This window comes from Pseudomonas sp. ZT5P21 (assembly GCF_054897785.1).
The window spans coordinates 3,288,011-3,302,700 of record NZ_CM142705.1 but is presented as its reverse complement, the minus strand read 5'-3'; the positions used below and the strand labels follow the sequence as shown (position 1 = coordinate 3,302,700).

At 57.6% G+C, this 14,690-nt stretch carries 14 protein-coding genes and 1 pseudogene; 11 read left to right on the top strand and 4 right to left on the bottom strand.

What is annotated here, in order from left to right; genetic code table 11:
• The first annotated feature begins 4 nt into the window (after positions 1-4).
• The 6 genes and pseudogenes from ACYZT9_RS15425 (at position 5) to arsJ (ending at position 4,425) form a co-directional block, all read left to right on the top strand.
• Positions 5-376: a metalloregulator ArsR/SmtB family transcription factor gene (locus tag ACYZT9_RS15425; RefSeq protein WP_462006290.1), complete on the top strand. Its 372-nt coding sequence runs from the start codon at positions 5-7 to the stop codon at positions 374-376.
• A 27-nt stretch (positions 377-403) separates the two neighbouring features.
• Positions 404-874 carry an arsenate reductase ArsC gene (locus ACYZT9_RS15420; RefSeq protein ID WP_462006289.1) on the top strand — a complete coding sequence of 157 codons (471 nt, stop codon included), beginning with the start codon at positions 404-406 and terminating at the stop codon, positions 872-874.
• Positions 875-891: 17 nt separating this feature from the next.
• The gene (arsB, locus tag ACYZT9_RS15415; RefSeq protein ID WP_462006288.1) at positions 892-1,965 is read left to right on the top strand and encodes an ACR3 family arsenite efflux transporter; all 1,074 of its coding nucleotides are present in this window, start codon (positions 892-894) and stop codon (positions 1,963-1,965) included.
• A 3-nt stretch (positions 1,966-1,968) separates the two neighbouring features.
• A pseudogene (locus ACYZT9_RS15410) lies at positions 1,969-2,043 on the top strand (arsenical resistance protein ArsH); the annotation flags it as partial.
• Positions 2,044-2,190: 147 nt separating this feature from the next.
• Complete coding sequence (locus tag ACYZT9_RS15405; RefSeq protein ID WP_462006287.1) at positions 2,191-3,195, top strand: ArsJ-associated glyceraldehyde-3-phosphate dehydrogenase; 1,005 nt, start codon at positions 2,191-2,193, stop codon at positions 3,193-3,195.
• A gap of 9 nt (positions 3,196-3,204) precedes the next feature.
• On the top strand, positions 3,205-4,425 hold the full coding sequence (gene arsJ / locus ACYZT9_RS15400) for an organoarsenical effux MFS transporter ArsJ (protein ID WP_462006286.1): 1,221 nt from the start codon (positions 3,205-3,207) through the stop codon (positions 4,423-4,425).
• A gap of 50 nt (positions 4,426-4,475) precedes the next feature.
• Here the strand turns inward: arsJ and ACYZT9_RS15395 are convergent, their stop codons facing one another.
• Entirely contained in the window at positions 4,476-4,970 is a 495-nt protein-coding gene (locus ACYZT9_RS15395) for a PaaI family thioesterase (RefSeq protein WP_462006285.1), read from the bottom strand.
• Positions 4,971-5,035: 65 nt separating this feature from the next.
• Entirely contained in the window at positions 5,036-5,473 is a 438-nt protein-coding gene (locus ACYZT9_RS15390) for a RidA family protein (RefSeq protein WP_462006284.1), read from the bottom strand.
• Between the two features lie 142 nt (positions 5,474-5,615).
• On the opposite strand from ACYZT9_RS15390, the gene ACYZT9_RS15385 reads away from it, so the two are divergent.
• Positions 5,616-6,539 (top strand): LysR family transcriptional regulator, encoded by a 924-nt coding sequence (locus ACYZT9_RS15385; RefSeq protein ID WP_462006283.1) that lies wholly within the window; start codon positions 5,616-5,618, stop codon positions 6,537-6,539.
• 16 nt (positions 6,540-6,555) lie between these two features.
• Here ACYZT9_RS15385 and ACYZT9_RS15380 read toward each other — a convergent pair whose 3' ends face one another.
• A complete protein-coding gene (locus ACYZT9_RS15380; protein ID WP_462006282.1) occupies positions 6,556-7,314 on the bottom strand; it encodes a sulfite exporter TauE/SafE family protein in 759 nt (252 codons plus the stop codon).
• A 148-nt stretch (positions 7,315-7,462) separates the two neighbouring features.
• On the opposite strand from ACYZT9_RS15380, the gene pdxR reads away from it, so the two are divergent.
• Complete coding sequence (pdxR, locus tag ACYZT9_RS15375; protein WP_462006281.1) at positions 7,463-8,935, top strand: MocR-like pyridoxine biosynthesis transcription factor PdxR; 1,473 nt, start codon at positions 7,463-7,465, stop codon at positions 8,933-8,935.
• A 102-nt stretch (positions 8,936-9,037) separates the two neighbouring features.
• Entirely contained in the window at positions 9,038-11,833 is a 2,796-nt protein-coding gene (locus tag ACYZT9_RS15370) for an amino acid adenylation domain-containing protein (protein WP_462006280.1), read from the top strand.
• Between the two features lie 114 nt (positions 11,834-11,947).
• Here ACYZT9_RS15370 and ACYZT9_RS15365 read toward each other — a convergent pair whose 3' ends face one another.
• Entirely contained in the window at positions 11,948-12,799 is an 852-nt protein-coding gene (locus ACYZT9_RS15365; protein WP_462006279.1) for a CAP domain-containing protein, read from the bottom strand.
• Between the two features lie 199 nt (positions 12,800-12,998).
• Between ACYZT9_RS15365 and ACYZT9_RS15360 the strand changes: the two genes are divergently transcribed.
• Positions 12,999-13,619, top strand: a complete 621-nt coding sequence (locus tag ACYZT9_RS15360) for a cell wall hydrolase (RefSeq protein WP_462010229.1) — start codon at positions 12,999-13,001, stop codon at positions 13,617-13,619.
• A gap of 109 nt (positions 13,620-13,728) precedes the next feature.
• A complete protein-coding gene (locus ACYZT9_RS15355) occupies positions 13,729-14,664 on the top strand; it encodes a Ppx/GppA phosphatase family protein (RefSeq protein WP_462006278.1) in 936 nt (311 codons plus the stop codon).
• Positions 14,665-14,690 lie beyond the last annotated feature (26 nt).

Genomic DNA, 14,690 nt, shown 5'->3' with positions numbered 1-14,690 from the left:
CGATATGGCTGACCATTTGACACCGACCACTGTTTTCAAATGCCTGGCTGATGACACTCGGGTCCGCACGATGATGCTCATCACCCGCGAAGGAGAGCTATGTGTTTGCGAGCTGACCTGTGCGTTGAATGAGAGTCAGCCAAAAGTTTCCAGACACCTCGCGCAGCTGCGCGGTTGCGGTTTGCTGTCGGACCGTCGGCAAGGCCAATGGGTGTATTACCGACTGCACCCGAATCTCCCGGATTGGGTTCATCACGTACTGACCACCGTGCTCGAAAGCAACAAGCACTGGTTGAGCCCTGATGCCAAACGCCTGGATGAGATGGGTGACCGTCCCGAGCGGGCACTCGCTTGCTGTGAAAGCCAGATCGCCTGATTCCGCTTTCGACTACGAGACCGCTCGATGAAAATCCTGTTCCTCTGCACTGCCAATAGCTGCCGCAGCATCCTTTGTGAAGCGGTCTTCAATCACTTGGCACCGGAAGGCCTGAAAGCCTACAGCGCGGGCAGTCAGCCCAAAGGTGAAGTGCATCCACTGAGTCTCAAAACTTTGGAAAACGCAGGTATGTCGACGCTTGGGCTGTTCAGTAAGTCCAGCGATGTCCATGTGAATTTGGCACCAGACTTCGTCATCACGGTGTGCGACAAGGCTGCCGGTGAAGCCTGTCCGGTATTTTTCGGGCCGGCCACCAAGGCCCACTGGGGACTGGCTGACCCCTCGGAATACCACGGGACTCAAGAAGAAATCGAGGCGGCTCTTGAAGCCACGTTGGAGCAGATCAAAACCCGCATTGAAGCCTTCCTGGCTTTACCGCTATCCCAACTGAGTGCCAAACAGCTCAAGGCAGAGCTGGCCCTGATTGGCACGCTGTAATCTCAGGAGCAATGATCATGAGTAAAAGCCGCCTTTCATTCCTGGACCGTTACCTGACGCTATGGATTTTTCTCGCCATGGTCCTGGGCATCGGTTTGGGGAGCCTGTTCGAAGGCTGGCCGCAGTGGCTCAACAGTCTTTCTGTGGGCACAACCAACATCCCCATCGCTATCGGCTTGATGGTGATGATGTATCCGCCTCTGGCCAAGGTTCGTTATGAGGAGCTGCCGGAAGTCTTCAAGGACAAGCGCATCCTCGTTTTGTCTTTGGTCCAGAACTGGGTCATCGGCCCGGTGTTGATGTTCGCGCTGGCGATCATCTTCTTGCGGGACCAGCCGGAATACATGACAGGCCTGATCCTGATCGGCTTGGCGCGTTGCATCGCGATGGTGCTTGTCTGGAATCAGATCGCGGGTGGCAACAATCAGTACGTCGCCGGGCTGGTGGCATTCAACAGCATCTTCCAGATCCTGTTTTTCAGTGTGTATGCCTGGGTCTTCCTTGGTCTGCTGCCGCCGCTGTTTGGGTTGGAAGGCAGTGTGATTGAGACCAGTTTTGTCAGCATTGCCGAATCGGTTCTGATCTACCTGGGTGTGCCATTTCTGGCGGGTTTCCTGACCCGCAGGATCCTCATCGCCCGTAAAGGTGAAGCTTGGTTCCAGGAGCGCTTCATTCCGAAGATCAGCCCACTGACGCTGGTGGCACTGCTGTTGACCATCGTGGCCATGTTCAGCCTCAAGGGGGACGTGGTGCTGCAATTGCCGCTGGATGTATTGCGCATCGCGATTCCTCTGACGATCTACTTCGTCGTCATGTTTTTCATCAGCTTCTGGATGGGCAAGCTGCTCAAGGCTGACTACCCACGCACCACCGCACTGGCTTTCACCGCCGCGAGCAACAACTTCGAACTGGCGATTGCCGTCGCCATTGCGACCTTCGGGCTGGCTTCTCCGGTCGCTTTCGCCACGGTGATTGGCCCGTTGGTGGAAGTGCCGGTACTGATTTCCCTGGTTGGTGTTGCCCTCTGGCTGAAGCGTCGCTGGTTCGATGAATCCAAGAGCGCTGCTGCGCAGGACAAAGACTATGTTTGATGTCTGGTCGACCGCTATTGCGAGCGCAAGGAGTCGGCGGAAGAACTCATGAAACGTGTCAATCAGCGCTCCATCTGAGGGTTTTTCACCGTGCCACGACACGCCTATTTCCTACAGCCCTGGGTTGCGTCCACGCGTCATTCAGCATCCCGCCCATATTGAATACATCGGCCAGTTCGACATCCCGTCGAACGCCCACGGACAACAGGTACAGAGCACAACAACATGACTATCAAAGTTGGCATCAATGGTTTGGGCCGGATCGGTCGCCTCGCTCTGCGAGCCGCTTGGAGCTGGCCAGAGTTTGAATTCGTGCAGATCAACGATCCAGCAGGGGATGCGGCAACTCATGCGCACTTGCTGAACTTTGATTCGGTGCATGGCCGTTGGAATTATCAGGCCGAATCCGAGGGCGAGAGCATCGTCATCGACGGCAAGCGGATCAAGGTCAGCGCCAATAAGGCCATTGCCGATACCGATTGGTCAGGTTGCGATCTGGTGATCGAAGCCAGCGGCAAAATGAAGACGGTCGCGGCACTCCAGGCTTACCTGGACCAAGGTGTGAAGCGGGTTGTGGTCAGTGCGCCAGTGAAAGAGAAGGGTGCGTTGAACATCGTCATGGGCGTCAACCATCAACTGTTCAAACCGGCTCAACATCGAATCGTCACCGCCGCTTCATGCACCACCAACTGTCTGGCGCCCGTGGTGAAAGTCATCCACGAGAAACTGGGCATTCGCCACGGTTCGATCACCACGATCCACGACTTGACCAACACCCAAAGCATTCTCGATCAGCCGCACAAGGATCTGCGGCGTGCACGTGCTTCAGGCATGAGCTTGATTCCGACCAGCACCGGCTCGGCCACCGCCATCGCCGAGATCTTCCCGGAGCTGCGTGGACGCCTGAATGGTCATGCCGTACGCGTGCCGTTGGCCAACGCGTCGCTGACTGACTGTGTCTTTGAAGTCGAGCGCGCCACCACTGTCGAAGAAGTGAATCAGTTCCTTAAAGATGCTTCGGAGAACGAGCTGAAAGACATCCTCGGCTTTGAAGAGCGCCCGCTGGTGTCTATCGACTACCGTACCGACCCGCGCTCATCGATCATCGATGCGCTGTCGACCATGGTCATCAACGGTACCCAGGTCAAACTCTATGCCTGGTACGACAACGAATGGGGTTATGCCAACCGCACCGTCGAGCTGGCCAAAATGGTCGGGCTGGCAGTTTAAGGAGCGGTCATGAAAGCGTTGTCAGCCCTCGCCCCGCAGGTGCGGCAGTACTTGCTCGTGACGGGCAACTACTGGGCCTTCACCCTCACCGACGGCGCCTTGCGCATGTTGGTGGTGCTGCACTTTCACGCGTTGGGCTACAGCCCACTGCAAATCGCGGCGTTGTTTCTGTTCTATGAAATCTTCGGCGTGATCACCAACCTGCTAGGCGGCTACCTCGGCGCCCGGCTGGGCCTGAACCGAACCATGAACATCGGTCTGGGCATGCAGGTTGTTGCGCTGCTGATGCTGACGGTTCCGGCGGCCTGGCTCACCATCCCTTGGGTGATGGGCGCTCAGGCGTTGTCCGGGATTGCCAAAGACCTGAACAAGATGAGTGCTAAAAGCTCCATCAAACTTCTGGTTCCGGAAGGGCAACAGGGCAAGCTCTATCAGTGGGTGGCGATCCTCACCGGCTCGAAGAATGCACTCAAGGGTGTTGGCTTCTTTCTCGGCGGAGCGTTGCTGGCATTGATCGGCTTCAAAGGTGCATTGCTGGCCATGGCGGGTGTCCTGGCGCTGATCTGGATCAGCAGCTTGATGCTGTTGAAGAAGGACCTGGGCAAAGCGAAAGCCAAGCCCAGGTTTCGCGACATCCTGTCCAAGAGCCGGGCGATCAATATCCTCTCGGCGGCTCGGATGTTCCTGTTCGGTGCCCGCGATGTCTGGTTCGTGGTGGCCTTACCGGTGTACCTGAGCAGCGTCTTTGGTTGGGACTTCTGGAAGGTTGGCGGCTTCCTCGCAGCCTGGGTGATTGGTTACGGCATTGTGCAGTCCTTCGCCCCCCACATCACCGGAAAGAAACGTGGGCATGTACCGGATGGTCGTGCAGCGTTTCTTTGGGCAATTGCCCTGGCGGGCCTGCCTGCGGCAATCGCTTTCGGGCTGAACACCGAGCTGTCGCAAAAGGCGGTGCTACTCGGCGGATTGATGGTTTTTGGCGTGTTGTTCGCAGTGAATTCGTCGCTGCACAGCTACTTGATCGTGTCCTACGCCAAGGAAGATGGCGTGTCGCTGGATGTCGGTTTTTACTACATGTCCAACGCCATGGGACGGTTGATCGGCACGGTGCTGTCCGGCTGGGTTTATCAGGTGTATGGGCTGGGGGCGTGCTTGTGGATATCGAGCGCATTCGTGTTGCTGGCCGCACTGATTTCCTTCGGTTTGCCGAGGCATGGCGAACGTGTGTGACACTTTTGGAGACCGCTCCACTTTAATGGTTGCGGTGAATCCAGGCAGGCCTACCGACCATGAGCAACCGCCGCCAATTGCTCGGTGTCAACGCGCACGAAAACGGAATCTCCAACCGCCGTCAGCAGCTCACCCGCGTAGACCTCGCAGATAACGCGGGTCTTGCGTCCGACTTCACCTTCGACTTTCGCACGCAGGGTCAGCGGTACGCCCATCGGCGTCGGCTTGATGAACTTGATGCCCAGGTTGCCAGTGACACAGTTGATGCGCGGGAGGCTGGCGACTTCGCGGTTGTCCATCCGGTAGTGATAGGCCATCGCCGTCCAGTTGGAATGGCAGTCAACCAGCATCGCGATCAATCCACCGTAAACCAGATCCGGCCAGCCGCAATACCTGGCTTCGGGCATGTGCTCGGCGATGACATGTACGCCGTCCTCATGCCAAAAACTCTTGATGTGCAGGCCGTGCGGATTGTTGCCGCCGCAGCCGTAACACACGCCGTCAGGGGCGGCGGCGTCTTGCAGGGAAGTGTCGAGTGTGGACATACCTGGATCATCCTTAAAAATCTGAACACTGGCGAATTCTAACGCTGAACCCATAACAGTGAACGCTAGAAATTCATCCCCGCCGTAGACGACAGATTATCAACCTCGCTGGCTTCTGGAAGCCTGGCGATCACCTTGATCTCGAACTGGAAACCATAAAGCCACGTGACGCCAATCCCGGTCAGCGTCGGGTGCGGCGCGTTGCCCCAGAACTCCGGCACGATCTTCCAGATTGTTTCGAACGTCGATTCGGGATCGACGATGAAGACAGTGACGTCAATCACATCGTCGAACGTGCAACCGGCTGCGGCCAGGATTGCGTTCAGATTATTGAAGGCGAGCCGGACCTGAGCCTCGAGGTCGGGCTCGGGTGATCCATCCTCCTTGCTGCCGACTTGTCCCGACACGAATAAAAAACCATTGGAGCGAATCGCCGGCGAGTAACGATTGCGCTCATAAAGCGCCTGGCGCCCGGACGGAAAAACCACATCGCGCGTTGTCATAAAGTACTCCATCAAGGGGTCAGAGCTGACCCGGAACTAACGTTAAAGGGACTGTAAGGACTTGCGCCCGGGCGATAAACGAGCAACCTTGGCGTTCACTGTTTGGTAAATCCAAACAATCTGGTTGATGTAAGGGGTGACGATGGACCGTTTTGATGCGATGCAGGCGTTCGCGCGTGTGGTGGAGGCGGGCAGCTTCACCAAGGCCGCCGAAACACTGCACATGAGCAAGACCACCGTGACCCAACTGGTGCAGCAACTGGAGGCGCGGTTGCGCGTCAAGTTGCTCAACCGCACGACGCGCAAGGTCAACGTCACCGCCGATGGCGCCGTTTATTACGAGCGGGTGATAAGACTGCTGGCCGACATCGACGACGCTGAAACCAGTCTGTCCGGTGCCTCGGCGGTACCCCGGGGTCGGCTGCGAGTCGATGTGCCGAGCCCGCTGGCGAGCATGATTCTGATGCCGGCATTGCCTGAGTTTTACGCGCGATACCCTGACATCCAGATCGACATGGGCGTCAGTGATCGCATCGTCGATATGATCGATGAGAACGTCGATTGCGTGGTGCGCGGCGGAGAGCTCACGGATCAGTCGCTGATGGCCCGGCGCGTCGCTGATCTGCCGCTTGGCGTTTTTGCGGCGCCGAGTTATCTGGCCCGCGTCGGCATGCCCTTGCATCCGCAGGAACTGGAAGCGTCGGATCATCGAATCGTCGGTTTCCTGTGGGCGCGCACCGGCAAACCGGTGCCCTATGCGATGCACAACCACAGCGAGCGAGTGCAGATCAAAGGTCGCTACGTGTTGGCCGTCGACGATGGCAATGCTTATCTTGCGGCCGGTCTGGCCGGGCTGGGTGTTCTTTGGTTGCCCAAGTACATGTCCAGGGCCTTTGAGGCGCGCGGCGAGTTAGTGCCACTGTTTGAAGACTGGAACCTCGAAACGATGCCGCTTTACGTGGCGTTTCCGCCGAACCGGCATATCAGCCTCAAGCTGCGCGTGTTCATCGATTGGGTGGTTGAGGTGATGGCGCACCATGCGCCGGTCAGCAACCGACAAGGATAAAGTCGTCGAACCCGATTCAGCCGATATAGCCACCGACACCATCCCACAGAAGCTTCAGGGCCGTGACGACCAGCAAGCCGTAACAGGCGCGGTACATCTGACGCTGGTCCAGTCTCGCGTGCAGACGCCAGCCCAGCCAGACACCGCAAGGAACGGCGAGAAGACAAATAAGCATCAGGCTCAGCACGTTGCCTGTCGGTCTGGCCAGCAGCAGCCAGGGCGTGGCCTTGAGAAGATTGCCCACTGTGAAAAACAGGCTGGTCGTTCCGGCATAAACCTGCTTGCTCAGGCCGAGCGGCAGCAGATACATCGCCAGCGGCGGTCCGCCTGAATGCGCAACCATGGTCGTGATGCCCGATGTGAGTCCGGCGGCGACCGCCTTGGACGATGAGCGTGGCCGTACCCTGACTTCTCCGCCAGCCTTGAACCAAAGGCCGACAAACAACAGCGTGACCGCTGCCATCACGATGGCAATCGCGCGGTGGTCCAGCACGCGAAAAAGCAGATAGCCGACGCCGATACCAACGACAAGGCCGGGTACAAGCAACTTCAGGTCCGGTTTTGACCAGGTGGACGGCTTCCAGTAGCGCAGGCCGTACAAATCCATGGCGATGAACAACGGCGCGAGCAGGCCGCCGGCGGTGATTGGGTCCATCACTAGCGACAGCAGCGGAATACCGACAATGGCAAAGCCACCGCCGAACGCGCCTTTCATGAAACAGATCAGAAAGACGCCGGCGAACGTGACGAGAAGTGTTGTCGCGGTCAGTTCCACGGTGCTGCCTCCCAATGTTTATCGGCCTGAAAACCCTTTTGAGCTGGACCCGGGTGCGGACACATGGGGGATTTCACTCACAATGATGAGAACCCATAATCTCAATCACGACCTGCCCGATAAAAAGTGCCAGTTTTGAGGTTTTCCCATGGGCCAGTTTTCAACAAACCCGGATGCAGCCGCACGCGGCGCGGAACGCCGTATCTACGCCAGGCTCCGCGCGCAAATAGAGGACGGCACGCTCGCACCAGGCGCGAAGCTTGTATCGACCCGCGCACTGGCGGCCGAGCTCGGCGTGTCACGCACCACGGTGACGGCGGCCTACGAGCAGCTGGCCGCCGAGGGCTTTGTCGTGACATCGGCAGGAAAGGCCGCCCGGGTAGGCGTCGTGAGGCCTATCCCGACGGGGCCGGTCCAAGCGGACTCGGCGCCGAAGAAGAGTTTGCCGCCCGCGCTTTCCCTGTACGGACAGCGTGTCGCCGCTTTGAAGCCATACGCCATGACGACACCGCTTGCCCGTATCGACTTCAAATACGGTTCGGTCGCCTCGAGAGATTTTCCTGCTTTGGGCTGGCAGCGCGCGTACCGCGCCGAACTGGTCAAGCGTCAGCCCAACCATTATTACGGCCAGCCCCAAGGGGAAGAGCGTTTGCGCAACGCGCTTCAAGGGTATCTGCGACGTGCGCGAGGTCTGACCTGCGATGCGGACCAGATCCTCGTGGTGCATGGCTCGCAACAGGGGCTCGACCTGTGCGCGCGGCTTTTGCTGAACCCGGGGGACACCTTTGTCTTCGAAGAACCGGGCTACCGCATGGCGAGATACTGCTTTGAGGCCACGGGTGCGATGGCGTTGCCAACCCCCGTCGACGCCTCCGGGCTGGATACCAGCGGGCTGCCTGAAGAAGACAGCGTGCGGTTGGCCTATGTGACGCCATCGCACCAGTTTCCCATGGGCGCGGTGATTCCCGTTGCACGGCGCCTGGAACTGCTGAGGTGGGCGAGCCGACAACGTGCGTGGATCATCGAGGATGACTACGGCGGCGAGTTTCGTTATAGCCAGCGTCCCATCGATGCGCTGCAATCCATGGACACGCAGGCGCGCGTGATTTATGTCGGAACGTTCTCAAAGGCTCTGTCGCCACAACTCAGACTGGGTTATCTGGTTCTTCCGCGCGAGTTGATTAACGTTTTCCGCGAAGCCAAACGGCTGACGGATCGTCACTCACCGCGCTGGGAACAAAACGTGCTGGCCTCGTTGATCGAAAGTGGTATGTATGAACGCCACGTTCGCCGTCTGCGTCGAGAGAACGAACGGCGGCGAAGAGCGCTGCTGGATGCCGTTGAACAGCACCTGGTGGGGCAAGGGCAACTGGTGGGCATGGCGGCGGGTCTGCATGGCGTGCTGCTGTTGCCGGGATTTCGTGCTCAGGATGAGCCCTCGTTGCAGGCAGCCGCGCTTGAATGCGGGGTTGGGGTTTACCCGCTTTCGCCGCTGTTTGCCCGCCCCGAATCGACAGCGGTCGAGCGACCGGCAGGGCTCATATTGGGCTACGCGGGCCTGACGGTGCAGGAAATTCATGAAGGCATTCGGCTTCTTGCCTTGGTGATCGCCGGATATTGATTGCACCGGACCGGCCTTCGTTGCCCTTAAAATTATCGGCGCCACCGGCCACTCTGCACTAACGTTCATGCATTCGTCGTCAACTGCGGAGCATACGGATAAATGCACGAACTTCGCCCAGACCCAACGCTCAGTCTGGAATACTGTGCCGAACGCCCGATATTCATGGACTTCTTGCAGCAGGCGAGCTGTTCACCTGATGCAATCGCTGTCATCTCTCAAGATGCGATGTGCAGCTATCGACAACTTGAGGAAATAAGCCGGGGCATTGCGTCCTTCCTGATCAGGGATGGCGCTAAACCATCCGACCGGGTTGTTCTTGTTTCGAGTCGCTGTGCGGGTCTGGTCTATGCAATGCTCGGTGTGTCGCGTGCCGGATTGATGTTCACGGTGGCCGATGTCGCCTACCCGCCAGCGCGTGTAAGTCAAATCATTCGGGCGCTTGAGCCCTCTTTTGTGCTGGTGTGCGGCGAGGCGACGGTCGAACTCCAGCTTGAGCGCCTTGAGTCAAATCCTCGAATCGTTCAAATACCGGAAAGTCCCACCGATGCGCTGCGGGCGTTCGCCTGTGATCAAACGAGCTTGCCTGAAGTCAATCCGGCCGATCCGGCCTATGTCACTTTCACCTCGGGCAGCACCGGTGAGCCGAAAGGGATTGTGACTCACCACGCGCCTTTGGTTCACTTCATTGAATGGCATACCCAGTGTCATTCGTTATCGAAAGACGATCATTTTTCCTTACTGTCCGGACTTGGTCATGACCCTGTCTACAGGGACGTATTTACGCCGCTGTCCATTGGCGCGAAAGTTATTATTCCGGCGCAATCAATCGTCATAGATCCTTCAGCGTTGGCGACGTGGATACATCAAAATGGCCTATCCATCATTCATCTGACGCCCCCGTTGGGGAAACTGATTGAAACGGGAGCGAAACTTAAAGGGCTTGAATTCAACGCCTTGCGCTATCTGTTCTGGGGCGGAGATGCATTAAGTAATACGCTTTACAAACAAATATGCGTGATCGCCAGGAATGCCGTCAGCGTCAACTTTTACGGCACGACGGAAACACCGCAGGCCATGGCGTACCATCATCTGGATCCGGAAGCCGCCAATGTAAAAATTCCGCTGGGCAAAGGGATCGAAGGCGCACAACTGCTGGTCGTAAATGGCTCCAATCAGTTGGTCAGTGAAGGCGATGTCGGAGAAATACTGATACGCAGCCCTTATTTATCGTTGGGCTACTGGAACGACACCTCGCAAACCAGAGAAAAGTTTGTGGTGAATCCATTTACGAATGTCGAGCACGACATTTGTTACAAAACCGGCGATCTTGGCACCTATCTTTCAGATGGCAGTGTCAGTTTCCTGGGGCGGGGCGACAGCCAGGTCAAGATTCGTGGCCATCGAATCGAACTGACGGAAATCGAGGGCGCACTTTCACGGCATCCCCGCATCAAGCAGTGCGTGGTGCTCGCCAACCATGACACGTCGCTCGCCAGGCTGGTTGCCTACTGCGTTGCGACAGCGCCGGTTTCATCAATTGAACTGCGTGACCATGTCAGTAGGGAGCTCCCCGACTATATGGTCCCGGCGTTGTTCGTTTTTCTGGAGGCCATTCCACTGACGCCGAACGGAAAGATTGATAAGCGCGCGTTGCCCTCGATTGAAACGGATGTAACGTCGCCGGAGTTGGGCCAGTCCCTCTCGCCGCTGACACTGAAGCTGGTGGCCGCATGGTCGGAAATACTCGAAGTCCCGCGCATAGATTCAAATTTGTCGTTCGTTGAGCTGGGTGGGGATTCGCTCTCGTTCGTACAAGCTTCCATGGCACTCGAAGACCTGAGTGGCCATCTCCCGGATCAATGGGAAATGATACCGGTACGCGATTTGTGTGAGCTGACCCATAAAGCCAACTCGTCCAGGTTTTCACTGCGGGCAATGGAAGTTCCTGTCCTTCTACGCGTCATGTCCATTCTTTTTATTGTTATCGGGCATCTTGATGTTTTTTCAAAGTGGGTGATTGCAGGCGAGACGAAGGTGTTGTTTATCGTCTCCGGCATCAGTCTGGCAAGGTTTCAACTTCAAGCCATCATCGAGCGTGGTAACGTGCGTACACTTGGAAAGTCCATTGTCAGTATCGCGATACCTACCATACTGTACGCCATGTTGGTTCAATTCCTCTTCGACAGGATTCATTGGCAGACGGTGTTGCTCGTTTCAAATTGGTTTTCAGAAAGTGAAGTAGGCGTTTTTACGTATTGGTACATCGAAGTTCTTCTGCAAATGATAATAATCATTGGATTCGCCCTCTCGTTCGAGCGAGTCAGAAAAACGATCATGTCAAACCCGTTTATGAATCTGATCATTGCGTCCTGCCTATTGGCGATAGCTGATGTTCTGATTAATGCGTATTTGTTTGATGCTACGGCACTCTATGAAAGAGTGCCGCAACACACTATTTCGATCATGGTGCTCGGAATGGCCATTCATTACGCCAACTCAAACGTCCAGAAGTGGGTTGCCAGTGCGGTGACCGTCATTTTGCTGGGCGGGCAGGATCTTCAAGTCATCTTCGGGGGGGAAGCGAGGGGGTATATCGATATCGCCCTGCCTGCCGTTCTCGCGGTGATCTGGATCAAGTCCATTCCTGTGCCAGGTATCATCGCGCGAGGGCTTGCGTTAATAGCCTCGTCAACGCTGTACATCTATTTGACGCATTTTCAATTCCGGTCCCTTGCCCGCCACATCGTTGATCTGCCGGCCCTCGCGGTCGTCATCGCCATAGTCGGTGGCGTCGGGGTGGGTTATGCCTGGAGCAAGGGGGTTCGAATTGTCTTGATGCGCTGGAACAGGGGGAAGAAGAAAACCACTGCGGATACGATCGAGCGGGTGGCGTGAGTAAGGACTGGTTTTGAGAGGGTGTGGTTCAGGTTGCGAGCAGGCGCTGATTGATAGTGGTTCGCAGATGACCGCCGTCACCACGGCGGACAAACTGCGTGAATTCCCGGAGGCTCACGGCGTACCAAACATCACCGTCCAGTAAATCCCCGAATCGCTCTTTGGATCCACCGCATACGCCGCACCCAACTCCTGGTACTGCGGGTTCATCAGGTTGGCGCAGTGACCGGGGCTGGCGACCCAGCCATCGACCACCTTGCGCACGGTGTCTTGCCCGGCGGCGATGTTCTCGCCAGTCTGCTGGCCGCTGTAACCCGCCAGTTCTGCCCGATCCCCCGGCGTTCGGCCATCGCGGTCCTTGTGATCGAAATAGTTGTTGTTGGCCATCGACCGCGAGTGGACTTCGGCCGCCGTGGCCAGGGTAGCGTTCCAGGTCAGCGGCGTGGCGGCGGCAAAGGATTGTGTGCCGCATTGGCGCGGCCGACCGCGTGCGACGTTGAGCTCGGCCAGCAATTTCTGGCCTTCGGCCTGCCAATCGCCCAACCGTGCGCTCAACAGCGGGCGGGCCAGCACGATGCGCCACTCACGGTCCTGGCGGGTTACACCGATATCGACAAATTGCGGGTCCAGCACGATCTGGCAAAAGCTTTCCTGAATCGCTTTCATCGCCGAGGGCACATCACGCGGCCCGGACAGGCTGATCGCCTGCACGTTCTTCATGGGATAACCCGCGGTCACCATGGCCTGCTGCAGATTGCCAAGGTTGGTGGGGGACAGCGCTAAACGTGGATCACCCGCCAGCGGCGGCAGTTCTGCCGATACCTGGCCCGCGCAACGCTGCATCTGACTGCGGTAGTCGTTGATCGAATCGATCAGTTGTTTCTCGTCGACCGCCAGCGCCTTCGCAGCGAACAACATACCCAATGACAACGTGGCAAGACGCAAAACGGATGACAGGACACGCATGGAAATCTCCTTGATCTGACTGCGCCCATGATGCGCGATTTCACCCCCGTGAGCGCAATGCCTTTTCGCATCGAAATACAGTTCGTTGGCCGTCTGTCGGAATGAAATCTGGCAACTACAATCAAGCCATGTCGCCCGGAAGACGCGTTGTGCGCCGACATTATGTTGCTTGAATCCAGTCCACCAAGAAGGGTCGATCATGCGATTTATTTGGATAGCAGCCTGCTTTGCGATCACGCTACTCGGCGGCCAGGCATCGGCGACCGAACAGGAACAAAAAAAGGAAGTGGCCGAAAACAAAGCCGAGGTCCTTGAACAAAAAGCAGCGGAAAAGGGCGCCGATGCACCGGTGCCAAAATCCGAAGCCATCACCACCTCCGAAGTGCAGGCGGTCGATCCGGCCGGAGCGTCACCGCTCGACGATGCAATCACCTGCCTGGCGCGCTCGATCTACTGGGAAGCCAAAGGCAAATCGTCCGCCGACATGGAAGCTGTCGCCAGTGTAGTCATGAATCGCCTGGGGCATGAAGGCTTTCCGGACACGGTGTGCGCGGTGGTCAAACAGGGTTCTGAAACGAAGAACTGCCAGTTTTCCTGGTGGTGTGACGGGCGTTCCGATCAGGTCCAGGAAGAAACCCAATACGCGATCGCCAAGGAAATCGCGCGCAAGGCACTCAACAAGCAGCTCAACGATCGAACCAACGGGGCGATATATTTTCACGACCGCCATGTGAAACCCGATTGGGCGAGGAAGTACATCAAGACCACCGAGACCAGCATGTTTCTCTTTTATAAGCCCAAGGGTGGGGACGCTCGGTAGCGGGTGTCATCCGGGTGTCATCGAACCCATGTAAAAATTCTTGCAAACCGTCTTGAGCGTTCAGCGGACCCGGGTCTGCTGACAGATGAATTTTGCAAGGAATAACTCCATGAAAGGAGACGCCCCCCTGTTTGCAGCCATTGACCTGGGCTCCAACGCGTTTCGCATGATGATCGGCCAGTCGGTCAAACGGAACCAGCAACTGGTGATCCAGGAAGTAAAGACCCTACGTGAGCCGGTTCGGTTGGCGGAGGGGTTTCAGGGCGGCGCGCTGGACGAAATGGCGCTGGATCGCGGATGGCAGGCACTCGCGCGCTTTGGCAAAAAGCTGCGTGGCTTCGAGCCCGGGCGCGTTCGGGCGGTGGCTACCAGTGCAGTGCGCGAAGCCGACAATGCCCAGCTGTTTCTGGCCAGCGCGGAGCGGCATCTGGGATTCCGGATTGATGTGATTTCCGGGCATGAAGAAGCCCGGCTGGTCTACGCCGGTGTGGCCCATACGGTTCCCGGCACCGAGCGCAAGCGACTGGTGATCGACATCGGTGGCGGCTCCACGGAATTGATTCTGGGGCAGGGCGCTCAACCGCTGTTGACCGAGAGCATCGCCATCGGCAGCGGCACCTTTGGCGCGCGTTACTTTCAAGGTGGCCGCATCACGGCCCCGGCACTGCTGGAGGCTGAGCGTGTCGCCACACTCCAGTTCGAGCGCGTGGCGCGCCGTTATCGCACGCTGGGTTGGCAGCAGGTCATCGGTTCTTCAGGCACCGCACGGATGCTGGCAAAAGTCCTCAAGGCCAACGGCTTGAACGACGATGGCCAAAGCGGTATCACCTACAGCGGCCTGTTGCGCCTGTCATTGCGCCTGCTGGAAGTGGGGCACGTCAAACAGCTCAGACTTGCCGGTTTGCAAAGCCATCGCCTGAGCATCCTGCCCGGCGGACTGGTGCTGATGCTGGCGGCGTTCAAGGTCTTTGGCGTTTCGCACATGACACCTTCCGAGCCGGGTTTGCGGTTCGGTGTGTTGCATGGGTTAATGACCAGGCATTGATCGTTCATCGCGACTCGCCACGAACA

Excerpts from the sequence above, each read along its gene's own strand:
- ACYZT9_RS15425 (WP_462006290.1), top strand. The coding sequence starts at position 5 with ATGGCTGACCATTTGACACCGACCACTGTTTTCAAATGCCTGGCTGAT.
- ACYZT9_RS15420 (WP_462006289.1), top strand. The coding sequence starts at position 404 with ATGAAAATCCTGTTCCTCTGCACTGCCAATAGCTGCCGCAGCATCCTT.
- arsB (WP_462006288.1), top strand. The coding sequence starts at position 892 with ATGAGTAAAAGCCGCCTTTCATTCCTGGACCGTTACCTGACGCTATGG.
- ACYZT9_RS15405 (WP_462006287.1), top strand. The coding sequence starts at position 2,191 with ATGACTATCAAAGTTGGCATCAATGGTTTGGGCCGGATCGGTCGCCTC.
- arsJ (WP_462006286.1), top strand. The coding sequence starts at position 3,205 with ATGAAAGCGTTGTCAGCCCTCGCCCCGCAGGTGCGGCAGTACTTGCTC.
- ACYZT9_RS15395 (WP_462006285.1), bottom strand. The coding sequence starts at position 4,970 with ATGTCCACACTCGACACTTCCCTGCAAGACGCCGCCGCCCCTGACGGC.
- ACYZT9_RS15390 (WP_462006284.1), bottom strand. The coding sequence starts at position 5,473 with ATGACAACGCGCGATGTGGTTTTTCCGTCCGGGCGCCAGGCGCTTTAT.
- ACYZT9_RS15385 (WP_462006283.1), top strand. The coding sequence starts at position 5,616 with ATGGACCGTTTTGATGCGATGCAGGCGTTCGCGCGTGTGGTGGAGGCG.
- pdxR (WP_462006281.1), top strand. The coding sequence starts at position 7,463 with ATGGGCCAGTTTTCAACAAACCCGGATGCAGCCGCACGCGGCGCGGAA.
- ACYZT9_RS15370 (WP_462006280.1), top strand. The coding sequence starts at position 9,038 with ATGCACGAACTTCGCCCAGACCCAACGCTCAGTCTGGAATACTGTGCC.
- ACYZT9_RS15365 (WP_462006279.1), bottom strand. The coding sequence starts at position 12,799 with ATGCGTGTCCTGTCATCCGTTTTGCGTCTTGCCACGTTGTCATTGGGT.
- ACYZT9_RS15360 (WP_462010229.1), top strand. The coding sequence starts at position 12,999 with ATGCGATTTATTTGGATAGCAGCCTGCTTTGCGATCACGCTACTCGGC.
- ACYZT9_RS15355 (WP_462006278.1), top strand. The coding sequence starts at position 13,729 with ATGAAAGGAGACGCCCCCCTGTTTGCAGCCATTGACCTGGGCTCCAAC.